This is a genomic window from Streptomyces sp. NPDC102259 (assembly GCF_044766465.1).
Taxonomy (GTDB): domain Bacteria; phylum Actinomycetota; class Actinomycetes; order Streptomycetales; family Streptomycetaceae; genus Streptomyces.
Genome location: NZ_JBIWMA010000014.1, coordinates 100,451 through 115,607, shown reverse-complemented (window position 1 = coordinate 115,607; position 15,157 = coordinate 100,451). Strand labels below are relative to the sequence as shown.

Sequence of the window (15,157 nt, the reverse complement as noted above, 5' to 3'; positions counted from 1 at the left end):
CGGAACGGAATTCCCGCGTGGTCAGAGGTTGTTCCTGTGCCACCGGTGGGCCGCGCGCGGCCCTGGGGGCCGACGTCGAGCGTCCCGCCGGTGTTGCCCTCGTACCCCTCGCTCACGTGCTGCCGCCCCTCGGTGACGTTCGGTCAGGCCCGGCGTCCGCTCCGGGAGTTACTGCCAGCGTGCCTTGCGGAGGACGATCCTACGTTTGTTGCCCGGGGGCGCATCAAGGGTCTCATGTGGACATGTGCGCGGGCGTACGGTCCCAGTCCTCCGGCAGCAACGGTACGGCCCAGGACGGATCCGGGCGCCAGTTCTGCCAGCCCTCGCTGAACGGAGGCCCCCACGCACGGATCACCTCCACCGCCCGGCCGGCCGCCTCCCGTACCTGTTCGGCGACCGCCCGGTCCATCAGTCCGTCCTGCTGGGCCTGCGCGAACTCGTCCTCGTCACGCAGACCCCAACTGCGGTCCGGGTAGACGCAGATGTCCAGGAAGTGGTCCTCGGAGTCCACCCCGCCGTCCCAACGGGCCAGCGGTGTCTCCAGGTTGACGTACCAGTTCTTGAACTGCCACCCCGGATCCCAGAACAGCCACACCGACCACGGTTCGCCGGGCCGGGCCACCTTCAGCACGCCGGTGCCGAGCCAGTGGCCCCGTGCAACGGTACGCGGCTTGGTGTACCGGGTGCGCAGCGGCTCCTGGTGCGGCGAGGTGCCGTCCGCGAGCATCGGCTTGACGCACTGCGTGCCCGGGGCCAGCCAGACGGCGAGCAGCTCCTCGTCGTCCCGCACGACGGTGACCGGGCGGGCGATGTGGAAGTTCGGCCCGCCGTTCTCCCGGTAGCGCCACAGAATCCGGCTCCCGGGCTCCCAGAAGGCCGCCGCACCACCAGTTCCCACGCGTCTCACCGCTCCACCGTCTGCCATGCACAGATATTAGGTGCCATGGGCATACGACGCTGCGGCGCGCGTCACGGTTCTCACGCCCGGGGCGCGAAAACGCACGAGGGTTTACGGGTGTGTCATCCGCAGGACATCCAGGGCCTCGTCGAGCTGCTCGACCGTCAGATCGCCGCGCTCCACGTACCCGCCGTCCAGCACCACCTGCCGGATCGTCCGCCGCTCCGCCAGCGCCTTCTTGGCCACCTTCGCGGCCTCCTCGTACCCGATGTACTTGTTCAGCGGCGTGACCACGGCCGGCGAGGACTCGGCGTACTCCCGGGCGCGCTCGCGGTGCGCGACGATCCCGTCGACCGTCCGGTCGGCGAGCAGCCGGGACACGTTGGCGAGCAGCCGGATCGACTCCAGCACGTTCTTGGCGATCACCGGCAGCATGACGTTGAGCTCGAAGTTGCCCGCCGCGCCCGCCGTGGCCACGGTCGCGTCGTTCCCGACGACCTGCGCGGCGACCATCAGCACGGCCTCCGGGATCACCGGGTTGACCTTGCCCGGCATGATCGAGGAGCCGGGCTGGAGGTCGGGCAGGCTGATCTCGGCGAGGCCGGTGCGCGGCCCCGAAGCCATCCACCGCAGATCGTTGGCGATCTTCGTGAGGCCCACGGCGATGGTCCGCAGCTGCCCGCTGGTCTCGACGACCCCGTCGCGCGCGCCCTGCGCCTCGAAGTGGTCGCGGGCCTCGGTCAGCGGCAGCCCGGTGGCCCGCGCCACCTCCTCGATGACGGCGGCGGAGAAGCCGGGGGGCGTGTTGATGCCGGTGCCGACCGCGGTACCGCCCAGCGGCAGCTCGGCGAGCCGGGGGAGCGAGGCGTTCAGCCGCTCCACGCCGTACCGCACCTGGGCGGCGTACCCGCCGAACTCCTGGCCGAGCGTCACGGGCGTGGCGTCCATCAGATGCGTCCGCCCCGCCTTCACCACGTCGGCGAACTCGGCGGACTTGCGCTCCAGGGCTGCCGCGAGCTGCTCCAGGGCGGGGATCAGGTCGCGGGTGACGGCGGCCGTGGCCGCGATGTGCAGGGACGAGGGGAAGACGTCGTTGGAGGACTGGGAGGCGTTGACGTGGTCGTTGGGGTGCACGGCCCGGCCCAGGCGCTCGGTGGCGAGGGTGGCGACCACCTCGTTGGTGTTCATGTTGGACGAGGTCCCGGACCCGGTCTGGAACACGTCGACGGGGAAGTGCTCGTCCCACCGCCCCTCGGCGACCTCGGCGGCCGCCTCCTGGATGGCGTCGGCGATGTCCTTGTCGACCACCCCGAGGCGCGCGTTCACCTTCGCCGCGGCCCCCTTGATCCGGGCCAGCGCCTCGATGTGCGCACGCTCGATGCGCTGCCCCGAGACGGGGAAGTTCTCGACGGCGCGCTGTGTCTGGGCCCGCCACTTGGCGTTCGCCGGGACGCGTACCTCACCCATGGAGTCGTGCTCGATCCGGTAGTCGCTCATGTCCGGTACAGCGATCGGGGCGGCCCGGATGTTCCGCGCGCTGGGCCGTCCGGATGGCATCCGGCATGTGACCCAGGTCTCGTCGGGGTCGTGCAGCAGACGGGGGGCCGTTCACGTCGAGGAGGGGTGACAGGAAGGGAGGAGCGTGTGGAGACGGACTTCCAGGAATTCGTGGCCGCCCGGTCGGCCGCGTTGTTCAAGGGCGCGTTCGTCCTCACGGGAAGCCGTGAGGCGGCCGAGGACCTGGTCCAGGAGACCTTGGAGAAGGCGTGCCGCAAGTGGCGCGTCATCGCCGCGAAGGACGCTCCGGACGCCTACGTCCGGCGGATCATGGTGAACCTGGCCAACGACCGCTGGCGGAGATTCCGCCGCCTGACCACGACCGCCCATCCGGAAGACGGCGACACCGCCGCCCCGGGGGACGAGTACGGGCAGGTCGACAGCAGGGACCAGTTGGTGCGCGCGTTGCAGCAACTTCCCATGCGGATGCGGACGGTGGTGGTGCTGCGATACTTCGACGATCTCTCGGACGCTGAGATCGCGGCCGATCTCGGCATCACGCCGAGTACGGTCCGCTCCCAGCTGGCCCGGGGCATCGAGAAGCTCAGAAGTCAGTTCCCCGCACTCTCCGGCCCTTCACCGCTGCGGCACCCGGAAGGAATCCGATGACCTCGTACGGCGACGCGCGGCCTTCCGCCCGCACACCATTCGAAGAGGAACTGATGAACGCCATGAACCGTTTCGCGGACTCCGCCGAGACCCCCGACTTCGACGCGCCCCGGATCGAGCGGCGCACCCGCCGCAGGCGGACCGTCGGCATCGCCGCCGTCGCCGCCGCGCTCATCCTGGGCGGCGGGGGCACGGCCCTGGCCACCTCGGTGGCGGGCGGGGGGAAGTCGGCGGCCCCGGCGGCGACCAGCACGGTCACCGCGAGCGACGACGCCACCACCCTGCTCTACCTCTTCGGGGACGGTACGACCACGCGGCTCCCCCTCGCGGGCCTCAGCCTGGACATGGCCAAGCCGCTGCTCGAAAAGACGCAGACGAAGCTCGGCACCGTCACCAAGAAGGCCGTCAAGGGCTGCAAGCCGAACTCGGTGCTCGAGGTGACCCCGCACGCCCCGAAGACCATCAAGCCGGGCGACACGGTCAACTTCACCATCTGCGCCGGCTGACCAGGCCCTGACCTGACAACGACGCCCGCCCCTGCGTCAATCAGGGGCGGGCGTCCGTCACAGGATCACACGCGTCACACCAGACCCGGCCCCCGCACCGGAATCGACGTGAACGTCGGCGCCGGGGCCGGGTCCTGGAAGAAGTCGTTGCCCTTGTCGTCGACGACGACGAAGGCGGGGAAGTCCTCGACCTCGATCTTCCAGACGGCCTCCATGCCGAGCTCCTCGTACTCGACGACCTCGACCTTCTTGATGCAGTCCTGGGCGAGCCGGGCGGCCGGACCGCCGATGGAGCCGAGGTAGAAGCCGCCGTGCGTGCCGCACGCGTCCGTGACCTGCTTGCTGCGGTTGCCCTTGGCGAGCATGACCTTGGAGCCGCCGGCGGCCTGGAACTGCTCGACGTAGGAGTCCATGCGGCCGGCCGTCGTCGGGCCGAAGGAGCCGGACGCGTAGCCCTCGGGGGTCTTGGCCGGGCCCGCGTAGTACACCGGGTGGTCCTTCAGGTACTGCGGCATCTCCTCGCCCGCGTCCAGACGTTCCTTGATCTTGGCGTGCGCGATGTCGCGGGCCACGACCAGCGGACCGGTCAGCGAGAGCCGGGTCTTGACCGGGTACTTCGTCAGCTCGGCGAGGATGTCGTCCATCGGCTGGTTGAGGTCGATGCGCACGACGTCGGAGGAGTCGTCGAGGTGCTCGTCCGTGGTCTCCGGCAGGAAGCGCGCCGGGTCGGTCTCGAGCTGCTCCAGGAAGACGCCCTCGGCGGTGATCTTCGCGACGGCCTGCCGGTCGGCCGAGCAGGAGACGGCGATGGCGACGGGGCAGGACGCGCCGTGCCGGGGGAGGCGGACGACCCGCACGTCGTGGCAGAAGTACTTGCCGCCGAACTGCGCGCCGATGCCGATCCGCTGGGTCAGCTCGAAGACCTTCTCCTCGAGCTCCTTGTCCCGGAAGCCGTGCCCGAGCGGCGAACCCTCGGCCGGGATCTCGTCCAGGTAGTGCGCGGAGGCGTACTTCGCGGTCTTCAGCGCGAACTCGGCCGACGTGCCGCCGACGACGATCGCCAGGTGGTACGGCGGGCAGGCGGCCGTACCGAGCGAGCGGATCTTCTCCTCCAGGAACTTCATCATGGAGGCCTCGTTCAGGACGGCCTTCGTCTCCTGGTAGAGGAAGCTCTTGTTGGCCGAGCCGCCGCCCTTGGCCATGAACAGGAACTTGTACGCGCCGCCGTCGGCCGCGTACAGCTCGATCTGGGCCGGCAGGTTGGAGCCGGTGTTCCTCTCGTCCCACATGGTCAGCGGGGCCATCTGCGAGTAGCGCAGATTGAGGTTCAGATAGGCGTCGTAGATGCCGCGCGAGAGCGCCGACTCGTCGCCGCCGTCGGTGAGCACGTTCTGTCCGCGCTTGCCCATGACGATCGCCGTGCCGGTGTCCTGGCACATGGGGAGCACGCCGGCGGCCGCGATGTTCGCGTTCTTCAGCAGGTCCAGCGCGACGAACTTGTCGTTGCCGGAGGCCTCCGGGTCGTCGATGATGCGGCGCAGCTGCGCCAGGTGGGCCGGGCGCAGGTAGTGCTGGATGTCGTGGATGGCCTCTTCGGCGAGCTTGCGCAGCGCCTCCGGCTCCACCTTGAGGAACGTCCGCCCGTCGGCCTCGAAGGTGGAGACACCCTCGGCGGTCACCAGCCGGTAGGGGGTGGTGTCCTCTCCCATGGGAAGCAGATCGGTGTATGCGAACTCAGGCATCTCGCCCATTCCTCACTCGACAGACAGCGGGCCCGCCTCCATCGGCGGGCGCTCACCAGCGTAGAACCTGCCGTCGGCGGCGAGCTTGTGAGGTAAGGCTCAGTTCGCCGGTGCCCGCTTCGAGGTGGGGCTATCGCGATCTATCGTGTTTCGGTACGCTGCTCTCGTGGACCTTCACAAACAGACCGCCGCCCCCGCGCCGGCCGCGGAGTTGCGCGCCTCGGACGCCGACCGTGACCGTATCGCCGACATGCTCCGCGAGGCCCTCGCGGAGGGCCGGCTGACCGCCGACGAGCACGCGGAGCGTGTCGAGGGCGTACTGGCCGCCAAGACGGTGGGCGAGCTGGAGGTCTTCGTCCGGGACCTGCCGGCCGCGCACGAGCGGCGCGCGGCCCCCTCCTCCGCCCCCAGCCGGCCCACCGCGGGCGCGATCCCCGCCGACCCCGACGACAACGTGGTCGCGGTCTTCAGCAGCGCCGTCCGCAGGGGTCGCTGGCGCGCGGGCCGCCGGATCCACGCCTACGCGGTCTTCGGCACCGTCGAGATCGACCTCACCGAGGCGCTCTTCGAGTACCAGCAGGTCGTGATCAAGGCGATCTCGGTCTTCGGCAACGTCGAGGTCCGCGTCCCGGAGAACGTCTCGCTGCGCGGCACCGGCGGCGCGGTGCTGGGCAACTTCGAGGTGGACTCGCTCGATTCGCCCCAGCCCGACGCCCCGGTGGTCTACGTGGACGGCTGGGCGGTGCTGGGCAACATCGAGGGCCGGCCGAAGCGGGGCAAGCTCGTGGCGGACATTCTCGATCGGGTCCAGCACAAGGTCGACAGGAGTTTGCGCAAACACCTGGACCGTTGACGGTCGTGAAGTTCGCCGCGGGTCCGAGGCGAGGCTGTCGCGAGGGTCACCGCGGGCACGGTGGTCGGGGACTCAGTGCATAGGCGCGCGCACAGCGGGTAGGCCTTGCTGCATCGTCTCTCGCTCGCGAAGCCGTCGTCAGGAGTAGACCCGTGCTGCAACCGCCGCATTCGCCCGTGCAGGTCGCCGCTGTTCCGGCCCAGCGGGTACCAGCGCGCGACAGGGATCAAGACGCCCCCTGGCATACCGAGGCGGTGTGCCGACGCGACGAGGCAGGTCTGTTCTTCGCCCCCTCCAAGGAGCCCACGGCCGCCCGGCTCTCCCGCGAGGAGGCCGCGAAACGGGTCTGCGCGCGCTGTCCCGTCATGGTGGAGTGCCGCGAACACGCGCTCCTCCAACCCGAGCCCTATGGCGTCTGGGGCGGCCTCACCGCCGCCGAACGCCGGGTGGCCCTCGCCCGGCGCCGCCGACGCGACGTGGAACTGAAGAAGGCGGCACAGTCGGCCGGCCGTATAGCGGCGGCGGGCTGAGAAGTCCTCGGGGCACGCGAAAGGGGCACCCCCACCGCACCGGGGGTGCCCCTCTCACGCACTACGGGGACCGAACCGCCAGGTTCACCGAACTGCCCGGTCCTGTCGGACTACTTGGCCCGACCGACCACTCGGCCCGGCGAACTACTTGGCCCGGTCGAAGTCGACCGCGCTGTAGGCCCGCAGCTTGCTCAGCCGGTGCTCGGAGTCGATCCGCCGGACCGTCCCGGACTTCGACCGCATCACGATCGAGTCGGTGGTCGCGGTCTCCGACCGGTACCTGACCCCGCGCAGCAGCTCACCGTCGGTGATACCGGTGGCGACGAAGAACACGTTCTCGCCGGTCACCAGGTCCTCGGTGGTCAGGACGCGGTCGAGGTCGTGACCGGCGTCGAGCGCCCGCTGCCGCTCCTCGGCGTCCTTGGGCCACAGCTTGCCCTGGATGACACCGCCCAGGCACTTCACGGCACAGGCCGAGATGATGCCCTCGGGGGTGCCGCCGATGCCGAGCAGCAGGTCGACGCCGGTGCCCTCGCGCAGGGCCAGGATCGAGCCGGCGACGTCACCGTCGGAGATCAGCTTGATGCGCGCGCCGGTCGCCCGGATCTCCTCGATGATGCCCTCGTGCCGCGGGCGGTCCAGGATGACGACGGTGACGTCCTCGGGCATGGCCCGCTTGGCCTTGGCGACCCGCCGGATGTTCACGGCCACGGGCGCGTCGATGTCGACGAAGTCGGCGGCCTCGGGGCCGGTGACCAGCTTGTCCATGTAGAAGACGGCGGACGGGTCGAACATCGCGCCCCGCTCGGTGGCCGCGAGGACGGCGATCGCGTTCGGCATGCCCTTCGCCGTCAGCGTGGTGCCGTCGATCGGGTCGACCGCGATGTCGACCTCGGGCCCGGTCCCGTCACCTACGCGCTCCCCGTTGAAGAGCATCGGGGCCTCGTCCTTCTCGCCCTCGCCGATGACGACCACGCCGTTCATCGACACGGTGGAGACGAGGGTCCGCATGGCGCGCACCGCGGCGCCGTCGGCCCCGTTCTTGTCGCCGCGTCCCACCCAGCGGCCCGCGGCCATGGCGGCGGCTTCGGTCACCCGGACGAGTTCCAGGGCGAGGTTGCGGTCGGGGGCCTCGGAGGGGACATCGAGTTCGGACGGCAATTGATGATGCTCGGTCATCGGAGCGCACCTTTCTGACTGATACGACGACGGCCGGATGAGGGTTCGAACCCGACTCTATCGTCAGTCCGACAAAATGAGCAGGGGACCCCACGGATGAGCGCCTCGGGCACCTGCGACGATAGGGGGCGTGGCAGGTTCGAACGGCAAGCAGAAGACGGCCCGCGACATGATCCTCTCCCTCGGGGTGATCGTGCTCGCGGCGTGGGTCATATACCTCTTCGTCCCGCACGACGATCGCCCTCGCGACGTCCAGCAGGTCGACTACCGCGTAGAGCTCCTCACGGCGCGTCGCGCGGCGGCGTACCCGGTGGCCGCGCCCGAGGGCCTGCCCGCCACCTGGAAGGCGACCTCGGTGCGGTTCCAGGGCGACGACTTCGATGCCTGGCACCTCGGTTTCCACGCTCCCGACGGGGAGTACGTGGCGGTCGAGCAGTCCACTCAGCAGCGCTCGGAGTTCGTCGAGGAAGCCAGCCAGGGCTCGAAGGCGACCAAGGTCACCGAGCAGATCGGCGGCCGTACCTGGATCCGTTACACCGGCGGCCGCTACGACGCGCTCGTCCTCCAGGGCGCGGCGGGCTCCACCACCGTGGTGGCGGGCACGGGTTCCTTCGAGCAGCTGTCGACGATGGCCGAGGCGCTGAAGCTGGCGTGAGCACCACCTGACCTGCGAAGAGGCCCCCGGCGAGCTCGCCGGGGGCCTCTTCGCAGGCACTGCTGTCGGACGGCCGGTCAGACGGTCGGACGACGGTCAGGCGGTCGGACGACGGTCGGACGGCCTGGTGACGGTCAGACCGTGGTGACGACCTCGTCGTACGCCAGGCGCGGGGAGCGCGGGTAGGAGGCGCCCTCGCCCGGCTTGCCGATGTTGACGACCATCAGCGGGGTGTGGTCGTCGTCCAGGAACTCCTTGCGGACGCCCTCGAGGTCCACGCCGGTCATCGGGCCGGCGGCCAGGCCGGCGGCGCGGACGCCGATGATGAAGTACGCGGCCTGGAGGGCGGCGTTCAGCGCGGCGGCGCCCTCGCGGGCCGGGCGCTCGCTGAAGAACAGGTCCTTGGCCTGCGGGAAGGCCGGGAACAGGGTCGGCAGCTCGTGGTGGAACTCGTTGTCCGCGGAGAGGATCGCGACCAGCGGGGCGGTGGAGGTCTTGGGCTGGTTGCCCTCGGCCATGTGCTGCACCAGGCGCTCGCGGGCCTCGGCGGAGCGGACCAGGGTGATGCGCAGCGGGGTCTGGTTGAACGCCGTCGGCCCGTACTTGACCAGGTCGTAGATCGCCTGGACCTGCTCGTCGGTCACCGGCTCGTCGGTGAAGGTGTTCGCGGTGTGGGCCTCGCGGAACAGCAGGTCCTGGGCGGTGGCGTCAAGAACGAGAGACATGCGGAAACTTCCTCGGGGGTGGCGTCCGGATCCAGTACCGGACCGCGGTCCGGATAGGCTGACGGCACCGACAGTACGCGGGGAAGGTTCAAAGTTCAACAAAGACCGGAGTGGCGTGATCCGCTTCACAGGCCCGGTGCACCGCCACCCCGGCCGGGGGCACTCGGCTCACTCCCCGTCTTCCGCTTCCCCCTCCACGGCCAGCGCCGCGTCCAGCCGCGCCCGGGCGCCCTCCAGCCAGCGCCGGCACACCTTGGCCAGCTCCTCACCGCGCTCCCACAGGGCGAGGGACTCCTCCAGCGTCGTACCCCCCGCCTCCAGACGTCGTACGACCTCGATCAGCTCGTCGCGGGCCTGCTCGTACCCGAGCGCCTCGTCCGTCTTGCTCGTCATGCACCCATTCCCGGTGATCGTTGTTGTGATCGTCGCCGCCTAGTCGGCGACGTTCTCGACGCTCTCGATGTCGTCGATGTCGTCGACGTCGTCGACGTCGTCCACCCGGACGGTGAACTCGCCCTCGGCGACCCGCGCGCGCAGTGTCTCGGCGGCCGTCACCTCGGCCGGATCCCGGACCACGTGTCCGTCGGCCTTCTGAAGCACCGCGTACCCCCGCTTCAGCGTCGCGGCCGGCGAGAGCGCCACCACGCGCGCGTGCGTGTGGCCCAGCTCGGAGTCGGCGCGGTCCAGGAGATGCCCGAGCGTGCGCCGTGAACGGTCGACGAGCGAGGAGACGCGATCGGCCCGCTCGTCGATCATCCGGTGCGGATCCTGTATCGCGGGCCGCGCGAGGGCGTGGGCGAGCCCGCGTTCCTCCCGCTCCAGGAACCCCTGCACGCAGCGCCGCGCCCGCCCGCGCAGCATCCGCACCCGCTCCAGTTCCTCGCCGACGTCCGGTACGACCTTCTTCGCGGCGTCGGTCGGCGTCGAGGCGCGCAGGTCGGCCACGTGGTCGAGCAGCGGATTGTCCGGCTCGTGCCCGATCGCCGAGACGACCGGCGTACGGCAGGCGGCGACCGCCCTGACCAGCTGCTCGTCGGAGAACGGCAGCAGATCCTCCACGCTTCCACCGCCCCGCGCGACGATGATCACGTCCACGTCGTCCCTGCCGTCCAGCTCCTTCACCGCCTGGACGACCTGCGTCACCGCGTGCACGCCCTGGACGGCGACGTTGCGCACCTCGAAGCGGACGGCGGGCCAGCGGTGCCGGGCGTTCTCCAGGACGTCCCGCTCGGCCGCGGAGGCCCGCCCGCACACCAGCCCGATGAGCTGCGGCAGGAAGGGCAGCGGCTTCTTCCGGGCGGGGGCGAAGAGCCCCTCGGCGGCCAGGGACTTCTTCAGCTGCTCCAGCCGCGCGAGCAGCTCACCGACCCCCACCGGCCGTATCTCGACAGCCCGCAGTGACAACTGGCCACGCGGCGCGTACCACTCCGGCTTCGCGTGGACGACGACCCGCGCGCCCTCGCCGACGACGTCCGCGACCGCGTCGAAGACCTGCCGGTAGCAGGTCACGCTCACCGAGATGTCGTGCGACGGATCCCGCAGCGTCAGAAACACAACGCCGGCCCCCGGGCGCCGGGACAGCTGGGTGATCTGCCCCTCGACCCACACCGCGCCGAGCCGGTCGATCCAGCTTCCGATGAGCCGCGAGATCTCGCCGACGGGCAGCGGGGCGTCCGCGGACGTGTTCACAGCCATGCGCCCGAGCGTATCGGCAGCCACCGACAATCCGGGGGTCTCGCCGCCCCGGTGAGGAAGGCGCGGGCGGGGGTGGGGGTGGGGGCCGACCTCAGGTGATCCATCCCGGCTTCCGGACGTAGGTGCCTCCGGACGTCGGTGCCTCCGGACATCGGTGCCTCATGGCGTCGTTGCCTCGGGGCGTCGGTTCCTGGCGGCTCCCCTCGGCTCACCGCCGGTCTGCCCAGGCCCGGCAACGCGGTGATCTCCGACCCCTCGGGCGCGGCCTTACGATGGGACGCATGACTGCTTCGCCTGGCCGCCGCCGTGTCCTGCTCGCCGCTCCCCGGGGCTACTGCGCGGGCGTCGACCGTGCCGTGATCGCCGTCGAGAAGGCCCTGGAGCAGTACGGGGCGCCGGTCTACGTCCGGCACGAGATCGTCCACAACAAGTACGTCGTGCAGACCCTGGAGCGGAAGGGCGCCGTCTTCGTCGAGCGGACCGAGGAGGTCCCGCCGGGCAACATCGTCATGTTCTCCGCGCACGGCGTCGCCCCCGTCGTCCACGAGGAGGCCGCGCGCGGGCGGCTGGCAACCATCGACGCGACCTGCCCCCTGGTCACCAAGGTCCACAAGGAAGCCGTCCGTTTCGCCGACGAGGACTACGACATCCTCCTGATCGGGCACGAGGGCCACGAGGAGGTCATCGGCACCTCCGGCGAGGCCCCCGACCACATCCAGCTCGTCGACGGTCCCGCGGACGTCGCCAAGGTGGAGGTCCGCGACCCGTCGAAGATCGTGTGGCTCTCCCAGACGACCCTCTCGGTCGACGAGACCATGGAGACGGTCGACGCCCTCAAGGAGAGGTTCCCGCAGCTGATCTCCCCGCCCAGCGACGACATCTGCTACGCCACGCAGAACCGTCAGCTCGCGGTGAAGCAGATGGGCGCGGAGGCGGAGCTGGTGATCGTGGTCGGCTCCCGCAACTCCTCGAACTCCGTGCGGCTCGTCGAGGTCGCCAAGCTGGCCGGCTCCCGCGCGGCCTACCTGGTGGACTTCGCGAGCGAGATCGACGAGGCCTGGCTGGAGGGCGTGACCACGGTGGGCGTCACCTCCGGCGCCTCCGTCCCGGAGGTCCTCGTCGAGGAGGTCCTGGCCTGGCTCACCGAGCGCGGTTACGGGGACGTCGAACTCGTCAAGGCGGCCGAGGAGCACATCACCTTCTCGCTGCCCAAGGAGCTCCGCCGTGACCTGCGCGAGGAGGCGGCGGCGCTGGCGGCCGAGCGGGGCGGCAGCGGCACGGCGTCCGCGTCCGCGGCCGCGTCCGAGGCGGCGTCGGACGCCGGGTCCGACACCGGGTCCGCCGCGGTCTCCGGTCCTGCGGACAGCTGACCGACACCTCGGCCGAGTGAGTGACTGTCAGTCGACCGTCGTAACGTAGGGCCATGCAGATCTTCGGCGTGGACATCGGCGGCTCCGGGATCAAGGGCGCCCCGGTCGATTTGGACAGGGGCGACCTGGCTCAGGAGCGCCACAAAGTGCTCACCCCGCACCCGGCCACGCCCGAGGGCGTGGCCGACGGCGTGCGGGAGGTCGTCGAGCACTTCGAGTGGACCGGGCCGGTGGGCCTGACCTTCCCGGGCGTGGTCACCGGCGGCTCCACGATCCGTACGGCGGCCAACGTCGACAAGGACTGGATCGACACGGACGCGCGTGCCCTCTTCAGCGAGCGGCTGGGCGGCCTGCCGGTGACGGTGGTCAACGACGCGGACGCGGCGGGCGTCGCGGAGGTGTCCTTCGGCGCCGGCCGCGACCGCAGCGGCACGGTGATCCTGCTGACGTTCGGCACGGGCATCGGCAGCGCCCTCTTCGTCGACGGCGTCCTCGTCCCCAACACCGAGCTCGGTCACCTGGAGCTGCACGGGCACGACGCCGAGAAGCGCGCCTCCAGCAAGGCCAAGGAGGACGGCGAGCTGACCTGGGAGCACTGGGCACGCCGGGTCACGAAGTACCTCGCCCATGTCGAGATGCTCTTCTCGCCCGAGCTGTTCATCATCGGCGGCGGCGTCAGCCGCAAGGCCGACAAGTTCCTGCACCTCATCGAGGGCATCCGGGCGGACATCGTGCCGGCCGAGCTGCAGAACAACGCGGGCATCGTGGGAGCGGCGATGCACGCGGCGAAGCCGGAGTAGCCTCCGGCGGTCGGTGGCGAGGGTCCGGCGGCGAGGGGTCGGCGGTCGGTGGCTGGGCGCTAGCGGCGGTGCGGGGTCTGGCGGCGGGCCGCCGCCCGGCGCAGTCCGCGCGCCAGGACGGCCGCTCCCGCCACGAGCGTCCCGGCGTACAGCCAGCCGACCTGTGTGGCCAGCGCCGTGACCAGCCCCATCAGCCGCGCCCCGATGCCGTTCCCGCCCTCGGACACGGGCAGCAGTCCCACGGCGAACGCGATCGGCACGACCACCGGCGCGGACAGCAGGTCGCCCCGGCGCACGCACAGGGCGGTCAGCAGGCACACCGGCAGGAACAGCACGCTGTACACCGTCACCGAGGCGCCGAACAGCAGCTGGTCCAGGCAGCCGATCACGAACATCAACACCGTGCTGAACAGCCCGCCGCCGAGCCCGGTGAGCCGGGGATTCGGCATCCGGCGCACCGTCCCCGTCGCCCCCGCCGTTCCCGGCGCCCCGGCCGTCCGCACCAGGGGCGGCGCGGGCCGTCGTCCGGCGGGGGCCGGGCGAGGACCGCCGGAGCGCGGGTCCCTGGAGCGCGGGCCCCCGGAGCGCGGGGCGGCGGCTCGAGCGGGCCCGCTTGCCGGGCGTGGCTGCTCGCGGCCCGGCTCCCGGCTTGCGTCCCGGCCTGCCTGGGGTGGCAGAGGTGGTAGGGGTGGTGTGTCGCGGCGGGTGCCTTGGGCCGGGGAACGCGTCCTGTGTTGCTCCACTGGACCAACTTAGGTCGGTTTATGTGCCGAATCGGGTGTCGGACACGCCGCGGGGCGGAGCTTGGCCATGCGTTCGACAGGTCCGCCGGGGCGGCGCCGGGCACGCCGTAAACTGGTGGACCGGTCAGCTCTCTGGCCCCTGGCCCTCCCACTTCGGGACCGGCCCTCCGGCCCTCTCACCACGGGAAGTCGCAACGTGTCGCTCACGATCGGAATCGTCGGTCTGCCGAATGTCGGCAAGTCGACCCTGTTCAACGCCCTGACCAAGAACGACGTGCTGGCGGCCAACTACCCGTTCGCCACGATCGAGCCGAACGTCGGCGTGGTCGGCGTCCCGGACGCCCGCCTCACGAAGCTGGCCGAGATCTTCTCCTCGCAGAAGATCCTCCCGGCGACCGTCGACTTCGTCGACATCGCGGGCATCGTGCGCGGCGCGAGCGAGGGTGAGGGCCTGGGGAACAAGTTCCTGGCCAACATCCGCGAGTCCGACGCGATCTGCCAGGTCATCCGCGCCTTCAAGGACGAGAACGTCGTCCACGTCGACGGCAAGGTCTCGCCCAAGGACGACATCGAGACGATCAACACCGAGCTGATCCTCGCGGACCTCCAGACGATCGAGAAGGTCCTGCCGCGCCTCCAGAAGGAGTCGAGGATCAAGAAGGAGGTCGCGGCGAAGGTCGCGGCGGTCGAGGCGGCCCAGGAGATCCTGGAGAAGGGCGACACCCTCTTCTCCGCGGGCATCGCCCAGGGCTCCGGACGCGAGGAGCTCCTGCACGACCTGCACCTGCTCACCACCAAGCCCTTCCTCTACGTCTTCAACGTCGACGAGGACGAGCTGGTCGACGAGGAGTTCAAGGCCGAGCAGAGCGCGCTGGTCGCCCCGGCCGAGGCGATCTTCCTCAACGCCAAGCTGGAGCAGGACCTCGCCGAGCTGGACGAGGAGGACGCGATGGAGCTGCTGGAGTCGGTCGGCGCCGAGGAGCCCGGCCTCGCCACCCTCGCCCGCGTCGGCTTCGACACCCTCGGCCTCCAGACCTACCTCACGGCAGGCCCCAAGGAGTCCCGCGCCTGGACCATCAAGAAGGGCGCCACCGCGCCCGAGGCCGCCGGTGTCATCCACACCGACTTCCAGAAGGGCTTCATCAAGGCGGAGGTCATCTCCTTCGCCGACCTGGTGGAGACCGGCTCGGTCGCCGAGGCCCGCGCCAAGGGCAAGGCCCGCATGGAAGGCAAGGACTACGTCATGCAGGACGGCGACGTGGTGGAGTTCCGCTTCAACGTGTAGCGGTTGGACG

The 15,157-nt window shown here is 70.6% G+C and carries 16 protein-coding genes; 8 read left to right on the top strand and 8 right to left on the bottom strand.

The features are described 5' to 3' along the window. Positions 1–232: 232 nt before the first annotated feature. Both ACIRPU_RS28685 and ACIRPU_RS28680 read right to left on the bottom strand, forming a co-directional pair. Positions 233–925, bottom strand: coding sequence for a DUF402 domain-containing protein (locus tag ACIRPU_RS28685; RefSeq protein ID WP_403872291.1), 693 nt, complete (start codon positions 923–925; stop codon positions 233–235). An 84-nt stretch (positions 926–1,009) separates the two neighbouring features. Beyond that, positions 1,010–2,395 (bottom strand): class II fumarate hydratase, encoded by a 1,386-nt coding sequence (locus ACIRPU_RS28680; protein ID WP_355707437.1) that lies wholly within the window; start codon positions 2,393–2,395, stop codon positions 1,010–1,012. A 147-nt stretch (positions 2,396–2,542) separates the two neighbouring features. Here ACIRPU_RS28680 and ACIRPU_RS28675 point away from each other — a divergent pair, with 147 nt between their 5' ends. Both ACIRPU_RS28675 and ACIRPU_RS28670 read left to right on the top strand, forming a co-directional pair. Beyond that, positions 2,543–3,064: a SigE family RNA polymerase sigma factor gene (locus ACIRPU_RS28675; RefSeq protein ID WP_403872289.1), complete on the top strand. Its 522-nt coding sequence runs from the start codon at positions 2,543–2,545 to the stop codon at positions 3,062–3,064. Between the two features lie 53 nt (positions 3,065–3,117). Beyond that, complete coding sequence (locus tag ACIRPU_RS28670; protein WP_403872287.1) at positions 3,118–3,570, top strand: hypothetical protein; 453 nt, start codon at positions 3,118–3,120, stop codon at positions 3,568–3,570. Positions 3,571–3,644: 74 nt separating this feature from the next. Here ACIRPU_RS28670 and ACIRPU_RS28665 read toward each other — a convergent pair whose 3' ends face one another. After that, the gene (locus tag ACIRPU_RS28665) at positions 3,645–5,312 is read right to left on the bottom strand and encodes a fumarate hydratase (protein ID WP_403872285.1); all 1,668 of its coding nucleotides are present in this window, start codon (positions 5,310–5,312) and stop codon (positions 3,645–3,647) included. A 166-nt stretch (positions 5,313–5,478) separates the two neighbouring features. On the opposite strand from ACIRPU_RS28665, the gene ACIRPU_RS28660 reads away from it, so the two are divergent. Both ACIRPU_RS28660 and ACIRPU_RS28655 read left to right on the top strand, forming a co-directional pair. Further along, entirely contained in the window at positions 5,479–6,165 is a 687-nt protein-coding gene (locus ACIRPU_RS28660) for a DUF1707 domain-containing protein (RefSeq protein WP_355707448.1), read from the top strand. Positions 6,166–6,317: 152 nt separating this feature from the next. Further along, the gene (locus ACIRPU_RS28655) at positions 6,318–6,695 is read left to right on the top strand and encodes a WhiB family transcriptional regulator (protein ID WP_028806547.1); all 378 of its coding nucleotides are present in this window, start codon (positions 6,318–6,320) and stop codon (positions 6,693–6,695) included. A gap of 144 nt (positions 6,696–6,839) precedes the next feature. On the opposite strand, the gene glpX is transcribed toward ACIRPU_RS28655, so the two are convergent. Further along, positions 6,840–7,874 carry a class II fructose-bisphosphatase gene (glpX, locus tag ACIRPU_RS28650; protein ID WP_403872283.1) on the bottom strand — a complete coding sequence of 345 codons (1,035 nt, stop codon included), beginning with the start codon at positions 7,872–7,874 and terminating at the stop codon, positions 6,840–6,842. Between the two features lie 130 nt (positions 7,875–8,004). Between glpX and ACIRPU_RS28645 the strand changes: the two genes are divergently transcribed. Beyond that, positions 8,005–8,529, top strand: a complete 525-nt coding sequence (locus tag ACIRPU_RS28645; RefSeq protein ID WP_403872281.1) for a DUF4245 domain-containing protein — start codon at positions 8,005–8,007, stop codon at positions 8,527–8,529. A gap of 134 nt (positions 8,530–8,663) precedes the next feature. Here ACIRPU_RS28645 and ACIRPU_RS28640 read toward each other — a convergent pair whose 3' ends face one another. From ACIRPU_RS28640 to xseA, 3 genes are all read right to left on the bottom strand, one after another. Next, the gene (locus tag ACIRPU_RS28640) at positions 8,664–9,254 is read right to left on the bottom strand and encodes a malonic semialdehyde reductase (RefSeq protein ID WP_355707455.1); all 591 of its coding nucleotides are present in this window, start codon (positions 9,252–9,254) and stop codon (positions 8,664–8,666) included. 168 nt (positions 9,255–9,422) lie between these two features. Beyond that, positions 9,423–9,647: an exodeoxyribonuclease VII small subunit gene (locus tag ACIRPU_RS28635; protein ID WP_403872279.1), complete on the bottom strand. Its 225-nt coding sequence runs from the start codon at positions 9,645–9,647 to the stop codon at positions 9,423–9,425. 39 nt (positions 9,648–9,686) lie between these two features. Beyond that, a complete protein-coding gene (gene xseA / locus ACIRPU_RS28630; protein ID WP_403872277.1) occupies positions 9,687–10,949 on the bottom strand; it encodes an exodeoxyribonuclease VII large subunit in 1,263 nt (420 codons plus the stop codon). Between the two features lie 272 nt (positions 10,950–11,221). Between xseA and ACIRPU_RS28625 the strand changes: the two genes are divergently transcribed. Together ACIRPU_RS28625 and ppgK are read left to right on the top strand one after the other, a co-directional pair. Continuing rightward, positions 11,222–12,319, top strand: coding sequence for a 4-hydroxy-3-methylbut-2-enyl diphosphate reductase (locus ACIRPU_RS28625; RefSeq protein WP_403872275.1), 1,098 nt, complete (start codon positions 11,222–11,224; stop codon positions 12,317–12,319). A 53-nt stretch (positions 12,320–12,372) separates the two neighbouring features. Further along, a complete protein-coding gene (gene ppgK, locus ACIRPU_RS28620; RefSeq protein WP_403872273.1) occupies positions 12,373–13,119 on the top strand; it encodes a polyphosphate--glucose phosphotransferase in 747 nt (248 codons plus the stop codon). Positions 13,120–13,178: 59 nt separating this feature from the next. Here ppgK and ACIRPU_RS28615 read toward each other — a convergent pair whose 3' ends face one another. After that, positions 13,179–13,568, bottom strand: coding sequence for a DUF6542 domain-containing protein (locus ACIRPU_RS28615; RefSeq protein WP_403872271.1), 390 nt, complete (start codon positions 13,566–13,568; stop codon positions 13,179–13,181). Positions 13,569–14,058: 490 nt separating this feature from the next. Here ACIRPU_RS28615 and ychF point away from each other — a divergent pair, with 490 nt between their 5' ends. Continuing rightward, on the top strand, positions 14,059–15,147 hold the full coding sequence (ychF, locus tag ACIRPU_RS28610) for a redox-regulated ATPase YchF (RefSeq protein ID WP_355707467.1): 1,089 nt from the start codon (positions 14,059–14,061) through the stop codon (positions 15,145–15,147). Positions 15,148–15,157: the final 10 nt, after the last annotated feature.

What these genes read in the sequence shown, in the direction of transcription:
- glpX (WP_403872283.1), bottom strand. Translation starts at nt 7,874, where the DNA reads ATGACCGAGCATCATCAATTGCCGTCCGAACTCGATGTCCCCTCCGAG.
- xseA (WP_403872277.1), bottom strand. Translation starts at nt 10,949, where the DNA reads ATGGCTGTGAACACGTCCGCGGACGCCCCGCTGCCCGTCGGCGAGATC.
- ACIRPU_RS28640 (WP_355707455.1), bottom strand. Translation starts at nt 9,254, where the DNA reads ATGTCTCTCGTTCTTGACGCCACCGCCCAGGACCTGCTGTTCCGCGAG.
- ACIRPU_RS28680 (WP_355707437.1), bottom strand. Translation starts at nt 2,395, where the DNA reads ATGAGCGACTACCGGATCGAGCACGACTCCATGGGTGAGGTACGCGTC.
- ACIRPU_RS28670 (WP_403872287.1), top strand. Translation starts at nt 3,118, where the DNA reads ATGAACGCCATGAACCGTTTCGCGGACTCCGCCGAGACCCCCGACTTC.
- ACIRPU_RS28625 (WP_403872275.1), top strand. Translation starts at nt 11,222, where the DNA reads ATGGGACGCATGACTGCTTCGCCTGGCCGCCGCCGTGTCCTGCTCGCC.
- ACIRPU_RS28665 (WP_403872285.1), bottom strand. Translation starts at nt 5,312, where the DNA reads ATGCCTGAGTTCGCATACACCGATCTGCTTCCCATGGGAGAGGACACC.
- ACIRPU_RS28635 (WP_403872279.1), bottom strand. Translation starts at nt 9,647, where the DNA reads ATGACGAGCAAGACGGACGAGGCGCTCGGGTACGAGCAGGCCCGCGAC.
- ACIRPU_RS28685 (WP_403872291.1), bottom strand. Translation starts at nt 925, where the DNA reads ATGGCAGACGGTGGAGCGGTGAGACGCGTGGGAACTGGTGGTGCGGCG.
- ppgK (WP_403872273.1), top strand. Translation starts at nt 12,373, where the DNA reads ATGCAGATCTTCGGCGTGGACATCGGCGGCTCCGGGATCAAGGGCGCC.
- ACIRPU_RS28615 (WP_403872271.1), bottom strand. Translation starts at nt 13,568, where the DNA reads ATGCCGAATCCCCGGCTCACCGGGCTCGGCGGCGGGCTGTTCAGCACG.